The organism is Microbacterium sp. EF45047, from assembly GCF_028472845.1.
GTDB classification, from domain to species: domain Bacteria; phylum Actinomycetota; class Actinomycetes; order Actinomycetales; family Microbacteriaceae; genus Microbacterium; species Microbacterium neungamense.
On record NZ_CP069429.1, the window covers coordinates 505,821 to 518,470 of the forward strand.

General features: G+C 71.6%; 9 protein-coding genes. 7 read left to right on the forward strand and 2 right to left on the reverse strand.

Annotated elements, in window-relative coordinates:
• Positions 1–60: 60 nt before the first annotated feature.
• The 6 genes from JRG78_RS02475 to JRG78_RS02500 all read left to right on the forward strand — a co-directional run bounded on the left by JRG78_RS02475 (position 61) and on the right by JRG78_RS02500 (position 10,120).
• Complete coding sequence (locus tag JRG78_RS02475; RefSeq protein ID WP_272653584.1) at positions 61–4,485, forward strand: ExeM/NucH family extracellular endonuclease; 4,425 nt, start codon at positions 61–63, stop codon at positions 4,483–4,485.
• Positions 4,486–4,660: 175 nt separating this feature from the next.
• Positions 4,661–5,131: a DUF3817 domain-containing protein gene (locus tag JRG78_RS02480; protein WP_259607413.1), complete on the forward strand. Its 471-nt coding sequence runs from the start codon at positions 4,661–4,663 to the stop codon at positions 5,129–5,131.
• Entirely contained in the window at positions 5,128–6,729 is a 1,602-nt protein-coding gene (gene guaA / locus JRG78_RS02485; protein WP_259607414.1) for a glutamine-hydrolyzing GMP synthase, read from the forward strand. Before JRG78_RS02480 ends, guaA begins: the two co-directional genes overlap by 4 nt.
• Before the next feature lie 44 nt (positions 6,730–6,773).
• On the forward strand, positions 6,774–8,186 hold the full coding sequence (locus tag JRG78_RS02490; RefSeq protein ID WP_272653585.1) for a glycosyltransferase: 1,413 nt from the start codon (positions 6,774–6,776) through the stop codon (positions 8,184–8,186).
• A gap of 220 nt (positions 8,187–8,406) precedes the next feature.
• Positions 8,407–8,835 (forward strand): YciI family protein, encoded by a 429-nt coding sequence (locus tag JRG78_RS02495; protein ID WP_259607416.1) that lies wholly within the window; start codon positions 8,407–8,409, stop codon positions 8,833–8,835.
• A 1-nt stretch (position 8,836) separates the two neighbouring features.
• A complete protein-coding gene (locus tag JRG78_RS02500; RefSeq protein WP_259607417.1) occupies positions 8,837–10,120 on the forward strand; it encodes an RNA polymerase sigma factor in 1,284 nt (427 codons plus the stop codon).
• An 8-nt stretch (positions 10,121–10,128) separates the two neighbouring features.
• On the opposite strand, the gene JRG78_RS02505 is transcribed toward JRG78_RS02500, so the two are convergent.
• Both JRG78_RS02505 and JRG78_RS02510 read right to left on the reverse strand, forming a co-directional pair.
• Positions 10,129–10,401: a GlsB/YeaQ/YmgE family stress response membrane protein gene (locus JRG78_RS02505; RefSeq protein ID WP_259607418.1), complete on the reverse strand. Its 273-nt coding sequence runs from the start codon at positions 10,399–10,401 to the stop codon at positions 10,129–10,131.
• 222 nt (positions 10,402–10,623) lie between these two features.
• Positions 10,624–11,523, reverse strand: a complete 900-nt coding sequence (locus JRG78_RS02510) for a Bax inhibitor-1/YccA family protein (protein WP_259607419.1) — start codon at positions 11,521–11,523, stop codon at positions 10,624–10,626.
• Between the two features lie 87 nt (positions 11,524–11,610).
• On the opposite strand from JRG78_RS02510, the gene JRG78_RS02515 reads away from it, so the two are divergent.
• On the forward strand, positions 11,611–12,600 hold the full coding sequence (locus JRG78_RS02515) for a glycerophosphodiester phosphodiesterase family protein (protein WP_259607420.1): 990 nt from the start codon (positions 11,611–11,613) through the stop codon (positions 12,598–12,600).
• The last annotated feature ends 50 nt before the right edge of the window (positions 12,601–12,650 follow it).

Here is a 12,650-nt window from a genome sequence, read left to right on the forward strand (position 1 = left end):
CGCGCGCTCGGCGACGGTTTCACGAGGGCCGTCGTTCACCTGACCGAGGAGACAGCACCGATGATGTCCGCCCCCGAGGACGGGAACCGCCCGGTTCCCGTCCCGCACCGTCGCACGAGGGGACGCATCGGCGCCCTCGCCATGACCACCGCCGTCGCCCTGAGCTTCGGCTCCCTGGCCGCGGCGCCCGCCGGCGCTGAGGAGACCGCCGAGCCGCAGGCGGTGGAGACCCCGGCCGCGGCCACCTCCACCGGCGCGGAGACGCCGGCGCCGACCGGCACCGCCGCACCGGAGGACCCGGCGACGGAGGAGACCGTCGCGCCAGAAGCGCCGGCCGAGACCGCTGCTCCCGCAGACGCGGATGGCGCCGAGACGGATGCCGGGGCGACGGGCCACGCGGGCGCCGACGCCGCGGGCGCGGACTCCGCCGCGACCGGCACCGCCGAGGAGACGACGGCACCGGCGGCCGCCGAGGCCACCGTGGCGTCCCGCCCCGCCACGCACACCATCGCCGAGGTGCAGGGCACCGGCGACGTGTCGCCGGTGAACGGCCAGGTCGTCACCGTCGAGGGCGTCGTCACCGCGGACTACCGCACCGGCGGGTACAAGGGCGTCGTCATCCAGACGCAGGGGTCCGGCGGAGCCGAGGACGCCACGCCAGGGGCATCCGACGGCGTCTTCGTGTACCTCGATGCGCTCGCCCCGACCCTCGCGATCGGCGACCTCGTCTCCGTGACCGGCACCGTGAGCGAGTACTTCGGCCAGACCCAGGTGTCCCCGGCCGCGCTCGCCGACGTGGAGGTCGTCACGCCCGGTGCCGGCGCGCCGCCGCTCACCCCCCTGCCGACCTCCGTCGTCGGCGCGGACCGCGAGGCGTTCGAGAGCATGCTCGTCGCGCCGACCGGCAGCTACGCGCTGGCATCCAGCCACCAGCTCTACAACTTCGGCACGCTGTGGCTGAACCCGGAGGAGCTGAACGTCAAGAGCACCGAGACGACGCGTCCCGGCGCCGAGGCCGACGCGATCGCCGCCGCCAACCGCGCCGACCGCATCCTGCTCGACGACGGCTGGTCGATCCAGGTCGGCAACAAGAACCACCCCAACGGCCAGCCGTACTTCACCAAGGACGCCGTCGTCCGCAACGGCGACGTCGTCGACTTCGGCGGCAAGGGCTACGTGCTGCAGTACGGTTTCGAGGACTGGCGCCTGCAGCCGGTGACCCCGATCGACGACACCAGCCCCGCCGAAGCCAAGGTCGCCTTCGAATCGCGCAATCCGCGCCCGGCGGTGCCCGCCGTGGGCGGCGACGTGCAGGTGGCGTCGTTCAACGTCTACAACTACTTCACGACGCTGCGCAGTGAGAACCCGGATGCCCGCGGTGCGGCGGATGCGGCGCAGTTCGCGATCCAGAAGTCGAAGATCGTCGCCGCGATCAACGGGCTGGACGCCGAGATCGTCGCGCTGATGGAGATCGAGAACTCGCTCGAGTTCGGCAAGCCGGTCGACGCGGCCCTCGCCGACCTGGTGTCGGGGCTGAACGCCGCGGCCGGCGCCGAGGTGTGGGCGTACGTGCCCACGCCCGCCGCGCTGCACGACCCGGCCACCACCGACGTCATCACGAACGCGATCATCTACAAGAAGGACGCGGTCACGCCGAAGGGCGACAGCGCGACCATCACCGACGAGGCCGTGTGGGACAACGCGCGCGAGCCGATCGCACAGGCGTTCGACATCGACGGCCGCGTCATCACCGTGGTGGCCAACCACTTCAAGTCCAAGTCCGACCCGAAGGACGGCACGCCGGAGCCCACGGACGGCCAGGGCTTCTTCAACGCCGACCGGGTCGCGCAGGCGCAGTCGCTGCTCGGCTTCACCGAGCAGCTCACCGAGGCATCCGGCAGCTCCGACCTGCTGCTGATCGGGGACTTCAACGCGTACAGCGAGGAGGACCCGATCGAGGTGTTCACCTCGGCCGGCTGGAGCGATCTCGTCGCCGACCGCACCGACGGCCAGTACACGTACACGTTCGACGGCGAGCTCGGCTCGCTCGACCACGTGATCGCCTCGCCGTCGCTCGCGGCATCCGTCACCGGCGCCGGGGTGTGGAGCATCAACTCGCCGGAGTGGAGCGACCGCGGGTATGCGTACGCGGCCACCGAGTCGGGCACGCCGTACCGCTCCAGCGACCACGACCCGATCGTGGTCGGGGTGTCCGCGGCGCAGTCGCCGGTGAGCATCGACGTCGTCACGATGAACGACTTCCACGGGCGGATCGAGGCCGACCGGGCATCCGCCGGCGCCGCCGTCATGGCGGGCGCGGTGCAGCAGTTCCGCGAGGCGAACCCGAACACGATCTTCGCGGCCGCGGGCGACCTCATCGGCGCGTCGACGTTCACCTCGTTCATCCAGGACGACAACCCGACCATCGACGCGCTGAACGCCGCCGGCCTCGACGTGAGCGCCGCCGGCAACCACGAGTTCGACCAGGGCTGGGCCGACCTCCGCGACCGCGTGCAGGACCGGGCGGACTGGGAGTACATCTCCGCGAACGTCTTCCTCACCGAGACCGGCGAGCCCGCGCTCGCCCCCGCCTGGGTGAAGGAGCTGCAGGGCGTGCGGGTCGGCTTCGTCGGCGCCGTCACCGAGGACCTGCCCACGCTGGTCTCCCCGGACGGCATCCGGGAACTCGAGGTGCGCAGCATCGTCGACTCGGTGAACGCCGTGGCCGACGATCTGCGCGACGGCGACACCGCCAACGGTGAAGCGGATGTGATCATCCTCCTGGTGCACGAGGGGGCGGAGACGGTCGAGCTGTCCAGCATCACGCCGGACTCGCCACTGGGCGAGATCGTCTACGGCGTGGACGACGACGTGAACGCGATCGTCTCGGCGCACACGCACCTGGCCTACAACCACGTCATCGACGGCCGCCCGGTCGTCTCGGCCGGGCAGTATGGCGAGAACCTCGGTCTGATGAACATCCAGGTCGACCCGGAGACGAAGGAGATCCTGTCCATCGTCAACGAGATCAAGCCGCTCACCGCCGGCGGGAAGCCGCTGTACCCGGCCGTCCCCGAGGTGCAGGCGATCGTCGACGCGGCGAAGGCCGAAGCCGACGAGCTCGGTGCGGTGAAGGTGGGCGAGATCACGGCCGACTTCAACCGGGCCCGGCAGAGCGACGGGAAGACGGAGAACCGGGGCGGGGAGTCGACCATCGGCAACTTCGTCGCCGACGTGCAGAAGTGGGCGACCGGGGCGCAGATCGCGCTGATGAACCCGGGCGGGCTGCGAGCCAACCTCAGCTACGCGTCCAGCGCCGAGGGCGACCCCGACGGCAACGTGACCTACCGCGAGGCGGCGACGGTGCAGCCGTTCGCCAACACGCTCGTCACGCTCGAGCTCACCGGCGCCCAGCTGAAGGCGGTGCTCGAGGAGCAGTGGCAGCCGGAGGGCGCGAGCCGTCCGTTCCTGAAGCTCGGCGTCTCGAAGGGGCTGGAGTACACCTACGACCCCACCGCAGCGCAGGGCTCGCGGATCACCGCGATCACGCTCGACGGCACCCCGGTCGACCCGGAGGCGACGTACCTGGTCGCGGCGAACTCGTTCCTCGCAGCCGGCGGCGACAACTTCGTCACCCTCGCCGAAGGCGAGAACAAGAAGGACACCGGCAAGGTCGACCTGCAGTCGATGGTCGACTGGTTCGCCGAGAACAAGACCGCCTCGCCCGATTACGCGCAGCGCGCCGTCGGGGTGGTGCTGAGCCCGGCGGATGCCGACGGCTACAGCGCCGGCGACCAGGTCACGGTCTCGCTGTCGTCGCTGGCCTTCAGCGCCGGGGAGCCGGCGCCGGGCCCGGTGACGCTGTCGCTGAACGGCACCGAGCTCGCGTCGGCCGAGATCGACCCGACCGTGGTGGACGCCACGGACGAGGTCGGGCGGGCGTCGCTGACGTTCACGGTTCCGGAGGGCGTGCACGGCCCGCAGACCCTGGAGGTCGCGGTCGCCGGCACCGGCACCGCCGCGAGGGTGCCGATCGTGTTCGCGGATGCCCCGGCCGCGGCCGGGACGATCTCGCTGGACCGCCTCACGGTCGCGGCCGGCGGATCCGTGACGGTCACCGGCGAGGGCTTCGACGCCGGCATCGAGCTGGTGCTCGAGCTGCGCTCTGACCCGGTGCGGCTGGCAACGGTGACGACCGGTGAGGACGGCCGGTTCTCGGTCACTGTCGCGATCCCGAAGGACACCGCTCCCGGGAGGCACACGCTGGCGGCCGTCCAGCCAGACGGCGCCGAGGCGACCGCACCGCTCGTCGTCACCGCCGCGCAGAGCGGCGGCGGGAACGGCAAGCCGGGGGCGGGTGCCGGTTCGGGCTCGGGCTCCGGCGATCTGGCATCGACCGGCGCCGACCCGGTGCCGTACGCGGTGTTGAGCGCGCTGCTGCTGACGCTCGGCCTCGCCATCGTCGCCGCCCGCCGTCGCGCCTAGCATCCGGGCCTTTTCCGGTCGTTGAGCGAGCACCGCCGCAGGCGGAGCGAGACGAAACGCGGTGCCTCTTCGGGAGGGGTGGTGCGTTTCGTCTCGTCGCTGCGCTCCTCGGTCAACGACCGGGGCGCTCCCCGGCTCAGCGACCGGTGAGAGAGCGTCCGACTAGACTGGACGCATGCCCGAGCCCAGAGTCGCCAGCTTCCCGGCGATCCGCGGAGCGCTGAAGTTCTACCAGATCGCGTCGATCATCACCGGAGTCATGCTGCTGCTCCTGGTCGCCGAGATGGTGCTGAAGTACACGCCGATCCACCGCGAGCTGTTCCTCGGCGGATCCGGCGGCTTCCTCTGGCTCGCCGAGGTCGTGGAAGGGCCCGAGGGCCTGGAGTCGACCGGCGACGGCGTGAACCTCTCCCTGGGCATCCTCATCGCGCACGGCTGGTTCTACGTCGTCTACCTGTTCGCCTGCTTCCGGGTGTGGAGCCTGATGCGCTGGCCGTTCCTGCGTTTCATCATGCTCGCGCTCGGCGGTGTGATCCCGTTCCTGTCGTTCTTCATGGAGACCCGCGTCGCGCGTGACGTGAAGAGCTACCTCGACTCCCGCGAGGCGGCCGCCGCCTCCGTTCCCGCCACGGAAGGTGCCCGTTGACCGAACAGTCCGAGACTGCCCAGTCCGAGACCCAGCAGCGTCCCGCGCTCGTCGTCGACTTCGGCGCGCAGTACGCGCAGCTGATCGCCCGTCGCGTGCGCGAGGCCGGCGTCTACAGCGAGATCGTGCCCCACACGGCATCCGCTGAGGAGATCGCGGCGCGCAACCCGGTCGCACTCATCCTCTCCGGCGGTCCCTCGTCGGTGTATGAGGAGGGCGCCCCCCAGCTCGACCCGAAGGTCTTCGACCTCGGCATCCCGACTCTGGGCATCTGCTACGGGTTCCAGTACATGGCGCAGACCCTCGGCGGCGAGGTGGCGCACACCGGTCTGCGCGAGTACGGTGCGACGGATGCCCGGATCTCGGGCGACGGCGGCACCCTGCTCGCCGATCAGCCCGCCGAGCAGAACGTGTGGATGAGCCACGGCGACCAGGTCGCGAAGGCGCCGGAGGGCTTCGAGGTGCTCGCCACCACGGAGGCGACCAAGGTCGCCGCGTTCGCCGACGAGCAGCGCCGCCTCTACGGCGTGCAGTGGCACCCCGAGGTGAAGCACTCCGACCACGGTCAGCGTGTGATCGAGAACTTCCTGCACAAGGGCGCGGGCCTGCCCGCCGACTGGAACAGCGGCAACGTCATCGCCGAGCAGGTGGAGCGCATCCGCGCCCAGGTCGGCGACGCCCGCGTGATCTCCGCGCTGTCCGGCGGCGTCGACTCGGCCGTGTCCACGGCGCTCGTGCACAAGGCGATCGGCGACCAGCTCACCGCCGTCTTCGTCGACCACGGCCTGCTGCGCAAGGGGGAGCGGGAGCAGGTGGAGAAGGACTACGTCGAGTCCACCGGCGTGCGGCTGATCACGGTGGATGCCGCGGACGTGTTCCTCGAACACCTCAAGGGCGTCACCGACCCCGAGGAGAAGCGCAAGATCATCGGCCGCGAGTTCATCCGCGCCTTCGAGCGCGTGCAGCGCGAACTCGTCGAGGAGGCGAAGGCCGAGGGCGGCGCGCCGGTGAAGTTCCTCGTGCAGGGCACCCTGTACCCGGACGTGGTCGAATCCGGCGGCGGCGCCGGCACCGCGAACATCAAGTCGCACCACAACGTCGGCGGTCTGCCCGACGACCTGGACTTCGAGCTCGTCGAGCCGCTGCGCGCCCTGTTCAAGGACGAGGTGCGCGCGATCGGCCGTGAGCTCGGCATCCCGGAGGCGATCGTCTCCCGCCAGCCGTTCCCCGGCCCCGGCCTGGGCATCCGCATCATCGGCGAGGTCACCCGCGAGCGCCTGGACGTGCTCCGCGAAGCCGACGCGATCGCGCGCGAGGAGCTCACCAAGGCCGGCCTCGACCAGCAGATCTGGCAGTGCCCGGTGGTGCTGCTCGCCGACGTCCGCTCGGTGGGCGTGCAGGGCGACGGCCGCACCTACGGTCACCCGATCGTGCTGCGCCCGGTCTCCAGTGAAGACGCCATGACCGCGGACTGGACGCGCCTGCCCTACGACGTCCTCGCCCGCATCTCGAACCGCATCACCAACGAGGTCCGCGAGGTCAACCGCGTGGTGCTCGACGTCACCTCGAAGCCGCCGGCGACCATCGAGTGGGAGTGACGGATGCGTCAGCATCCGGCACGGACACTCGCGACGGGCACTGCGTGGCACCGCGCCGCGCGGGCGGTGCGGTGGGAGTGACGGATGCCGCGCAGGGACCGTTCCCCGACGCGGACTATCTGATCCTGTCGAGCCGGCTGATCCCCGACCTCGACGGTGGGTACACGATCGCGACCCTCGCGCGCGCCGGGCAGATGGCCGAGCGCGGCGCGCGGGTGCAGCTGCTCACGGTCGACCCGGCGGATGCCGAGGCCCACGCCGCGCACCGCGCGGAGTTCGCCGCCCGCGGCGCCCTCCGCCCCGACACCCCGCTGCGCAACCTGTTCGATGAGGCCGTCGCTCCGGACGGCGGTGCCGCCGAGTGGGTGCGCGCCGCCGCGGCATCCGCGCCGACCCCGGGCGCGCAGGCGGACGAGCACCGTGTGCTGACGGATGCCGCGGGCCGGCCGTTCGTGTCGCTGCCGGTGATCCGCGGCAACCCGGACTGGCACCTCAGCACGGCCGCCGTGCGCGTGCACGGGCCGGAGGGGGATGCGATCGGCGAGCTTCCCGGGTTCGGGGCGCTGTACCGGGCATGGCTGGAGCACGTCGTGGCACGGCTGACCGGGCCCGTCGTCGTGGTCTGCGAATCCCGGCAGCTGGGGGAGCTGCTCGCCGGGTGGGGGAGCGAGCGGGTGCGGCTGCTGCACACGATCCACACCATCCACCTGGAGCCGCCGTTCACCCCGGACGCGCCGCTGAACCCGCTGTGGACCCGCTGGTTCGCGATCGCCGACCGGTTCGACGCGGTGCTGTGGCCGACCCGGGCGCAGCGCGACGACGTCGTGGCCCGCTTCGACGGGAGCGGGCGGCACCTGGTCGTGCCGAACGGCGTCCCGATGCCCGACGCCGCTGCGGACGACGCGGCACGCGAGGCGGGTCTGGTCGTCAGCCTGTCGCGGCTCGCTCCGGGCAAGCGCATCGACCATGGCATCCGTGCGTTCCTCGCCGCCGACGTTCCGGGCGCGGTGCTGGAGATCTGGGGCGATGGGCCGGAGCGGGAGCGGCTCGAGGGGCTGATCCGGGAGCGGTCCGCGGCGGACCGGGTGCGCCTCATGGGCGCGACGACCGACCCGGACGCGGTGCTGCGCCGGGCATCCGTGCTGCTGTCGTCCTCGGCTTTCGAGGGGCAGGGGCTGTCGATCGTCGAGGCGCTGCGCGTCGGATGCCCCGTGATCGCGTACGACATCCGCTACGGCCCGGGTGACATCCTGCGCGATGGCGGGGGAGTGCTCGTCCCCGACGGCGACGAGCGCGCGCTCGCAGAGGCCCTGCACGCGGTGCTGACGGATGCCGGGCTGCGCGCCCGCCTGTCCGGCGAGGCCCGCCCCGCGGCATCCGCCTGGTCCGCGGACGCCGCGATGACCGCTCTCGCCGCCGCCGTCCGCGCCGCCCTCTCCGCCCCGCCCCGCCGCTGACCCCGCCCCGCCCCGCCGCTGACCCCGCCCCGCCACCGCCCGGGCGCCGCCCGTCCCGACGGGCGACCACCGCCCCGCCCTCTGCGTCTAGTCGCCCCGTCCCCCTGACGGGGGAGGCGCGGAACTTTTTCTGCGGCGGATGTCGATCCGGCGTCTTCCCGTTCGACGTCTTCAGTGAGAGGGTCGAGAGGCGACCCCGTCATATCGAGGAGAAGAGACCATGAAGTTCATGCTGATCATGCGCGCCACCGACGAGGCCCTCGAGGCGTCGAAGGAGATCCCGTTCGAGGAGATGCTCGAGGCGATGGGCCGCTACAACGAGTCGCTCATCAAGGCCGGCGTGATGGCCGGCGGCGACGGGCTCGCCCCCGCCGAAGAGGGTGTCGTCGTCGACTTCTCCAGCGACCCGCCGCTGGTCACCGACGGCCCTTACGGCGAGACGAAGGAGCTGTTCAACGGCTTCTGGATCCTCGAGGTCTCGTCCAAGGAGGAGGCCGTCGAGTGGGCGAAGCGCTGCCCGCTGGGCCCGGGTTCGAAGCTCGAGATCCGCCGCATCCCCGGCATCGACGAGTTCCCCGAGGACAACGAGTGGGTGCAGAAGGAGAAGCAGTGGCTCGAGGAGGCCGCTGCGCGCGGAGAGACGGTCTGACATGTCCCCCGACGAGGCGGCGCGCCCCGCGGCATCCGGTCCGGGTTTCGCGGAGCGCGCCGTCGCGGCCGTGTGGCGCATCGAGTCGGCGAAGATCGTCGCGACCCTGACCCGCACCGTCGGCGACTTCGGCCTCGCCGAGGACCTCGCGCAGGAGGCGCTCGTGGACGCCCTGCAGCAGTGGCCGGCGGAGGGCGTGCCGCGCAACCCCGCCGCGTGGCTCACCGCGGTCGCGAAGCGCAAGGCGATCGACGCCTGGCGCCGGCGCGAGCGTCACGACGAGCGCCTCGCCGTGCTCGCGCACGACCTCGAGCGCGAGCAGGCGGAGGCGACGGATGCTGCGCCGTGGGATCCGGATGCCGTGGACGACGACGTCCTCCGCCTCATCTTCATCGCCTGCCACCCCGTGCTCTCGCGTGAGGCGCAGGTCGCGCTGACGCTGCGAGTGGTGGGCGGTCTCACCAGCGAGGAGATCGGCCGGGCCTTCCTGGTGCCGGTCGCGACGGTGCAGCAGCGCATCGTCCGGGCGAAGAAGACGCTCGGCGCCGCCCGCGCGCCGTTCGAACTGCCCCCGCGCGAAGAGTTCCCGAAGCGGCTGAGCGCGGTGCTCTCGGTGCTGTACCTGATCTTCAACGAGGCGCACGCCGCCAGCAGCGGCGAGGAGTGGATGCGGCCGGACCTCGCCCGGGAGGCGATCCGGCTGACCCGGGTGCTGGCGGGCCTGGTCCCGCGGGAGCCCGAGGTGCACGGCCTGCTCGCGCTGATGGAGATCACCGCGGCGCGCTTCCCGGCACGGACGGATGCCAACGGCGACCCCGTCCTGCTGGCCGACCAGGACCGCACCCGCTGGGACCGCGGCGCGATCGCTCGTGGCCGGGCGGCGCTGGCGCGGGCGGATGCCCTGGGCCGGGGGCGCGGCGGCTACGCCCTGCAGGCCTCGATCGCGGAATGCCACGCGGTGGCCGCATCCGTCGAGGACACCGACTGGGACCGCATCGTCATCCTCTACGAGGCACTGGGGCGGCTCACGCCGTCACCGGTGATCGACCTGAACCGGGCCGCGGCGGTGGCGATGGCCACCGGCCCGGCATCCGCTCTCCGCATCGTCGACGAGATCGTCACCGGCGGAAAGCTGCGCGGCTACCACCTGCTGCCGGCGACGCGCGGGGAGCTGCTGCTGCGGCTGGGACGGGTGGATGAGGCCCGCACAGAGTTCGCGGCCGCTGCCCGACTGGCGGGCAACGACCGCGAACGTGCTCTGCTCGAGCTCAAGGCCCGAGGCTGACGGCCGGGTCAGGCGCGGCTGCGATCTCCGCGTCCGACGATGAGGCCGTAGATCAGCAGGACGACGATCGAACCGCCGATCGCAAGCAGCCAGGTCTGCAGGCTCCAGAACTCCTCGAGGGGCGCGTTGAAGAGCACAGAGCCCAGCCATCCGCCGAGGAGTGCGCCGACGACGCCGAGCAGAAGCGTGACGATCCATCCGCCGCCCTGCTTGCCGGGCAGGATCAGTTTTGCGATCGCACCGGCGATGAGGCCGAGGAGGAGAAAAGCGAGGAATCCCATGGGAGTCTCCGTTCTGTTCCGCAGACGACGGGTTGTCGTCCCGGCTCTCAGGATGCCCGTGGCGGGCCCTCGCGGCGTAGGCCCTTGCGCTGAGCCCGTCCGTTGTGCCAGAGTGCGGCGCCGGTGCGCGTCCGAGGATCCCTGGCGCGCAGCGAAAAGGCGGCCGCCCTCCGGGGAGAGCGGCCGCCTTTCGTGAAGCGGTAGGTCCGTCGAAGCGGTGTGTCAGTCGTTGCCGCGCAGGATGGCGATGATGCGCAGGATCTCGACGTAAAGCCAGACCACGGTGACCATGATGCCGAACGCGCCCAGCCAGCCGTACACGCGCGGAGCACCGTTGCGCACGCCCTGCTGGATCTGGTCGAAGTCCATCACCAGCGAGTACGCCGCCATGAACACGACGAGGACGCCGATGATCAGGCCGAGCGGGATGCCCGCGACCTCCATGCTGTGCAGCCCGAACGCGGCGTCCTGCGGGAGCACGTTCGTCCACATCAGGATGAGGTTCAGCACCGAGAAGGCGAGGTAGCCGAACATCGCGATCATGACGATCTTCGTCATCTTCGCGGAGGCGCGGATCTTGCCGCTCGCGAACAGGGCGAGGGTCACGCCGACGACGGCGACGGTGGCCAGGGTGGCCTGCATCACGACGCCGGGCCAGATGAACTCGAAGAAGGCCGAGATGGCGCCGACGAAGAGGCCCTCGAACGCCGCGTACGCCCAGATCAGGCCGGGGCGGACCTTCTTGCGCGAGGTGAAGGTGATGACCATGGCGAGCACGAAGCCGCCGAGGGCGCCCACCATCCACGGCAGCAGGTTCGGCTGCCCGGTGGTCATCGCGCTGGACGCGGTCCACACCCAGCCGATGGCCGCGGTGGCGAGGAGGATGCCGAACAGGCCCGCGGTCTTCCAGACGGTGTCCTCGACCGTCATCCGGTCGGTCTCGATGGCACCCGCCGGCGGGGCGGCGTACATGCCCTCGAGCTGCGCGTTCACCGCCGCATCCGTCGCCGCGTGCTGGAACGAGGCGGTCTGCGCGCCCGCCTGCGGCCCACCCGGGTACGTCGCGACGTTGCGCGGATCCTGCTGCTGGAACGCCGGGTTGTTGAATGCGAAGTTGCTCATGGTGGCCTCTACTCCCGAGGGATCGGTCAACGCTTTCTTCAACGATACCCGCTTGGGGTTCGCAGGGGGGTGCTTTACGCTGTGAGCGTGCCCAGGAGATCCCCGCTCGTCATCGGTCATCGCGGGGCGCCGGGATACCGCCCGGAGCACAGCCGGTCCTCGTACGAGCTGGCCCTGGCGATGGGGGTGGATGCGGTCGAGCCGGACATCGTCGCCAGCAAGGACGGCGTCCTCGTCGTCCGGCACGAGAACGAGATCTCCGGCACCACGGACGTCGCCCACCGGCCCGAGTTCGCCGACCGGCGCACCACGAAGAAGGTGGACGGCGTCGCGCTGACCGGGTGGTTCACCGAGGACTTCACCTGGGCCGAGCTCTCCACCCTGCGCAGCCGGGAGCGGCTGCCGAAGCTGCGCGCCTCGAGCGCCAGCTTCGACGACACCCAGCCGGTGCTGCGGCTGACCGACGTGCTCGACCTGGTGCGCCGCGGATCGCAGGAGCACGGTCGCGAGATCGGCGTCGTGCTCGAGATCAAGCACGCCACCTACTTCGAGCGGATCGGGCTCGACCTCGTGCCGATGATCGAACGCGACCTGCGGGCGACGGGCTGGGCGGACGGCGAGCTCCCGCTCATCGTCGAGGCGTTCGAGTCCACGGTGCTGCACCGGCTGCGCGAGCGCGGCATCGCCGCCTCGTACGTGTACCTCGTCGAGGCCACCGGGCGCCCCTTCGACATGGTCGCCGCGCTCGGCCGCGCCGCGCCCGCGTACCGCGACGCGGTGACGCCGCAGGGCCTGGACGAGCTCGCCGGCTCGGTCGACGGGATCAGCGTCAACAAGCGGATGCTGCTCGCGAAGGGCAGCACGATCGCCGCCGATGCGCACGCCCGCGGCCTGCGGGTGTTCACGTGGACCTGCCGGCCCGAGAACGCGTTCCTCGCCCCGGAGTTCCGCAGCACCGGGAAGAAGTCGGCGTTCGGGGACTACGAGGCGGAGTGGGCGGCCATCGCCAGGGCGGGCGTGGACGGGGTGTTCGTGGACCACCCGGATCTCGGGGTCGCGTTCTTCCGCGGGGAGTGACCGGGCGGAGGCGGCGGCAGGGTCGAGGGTCCGCGCGGCCGCGGGGAGGG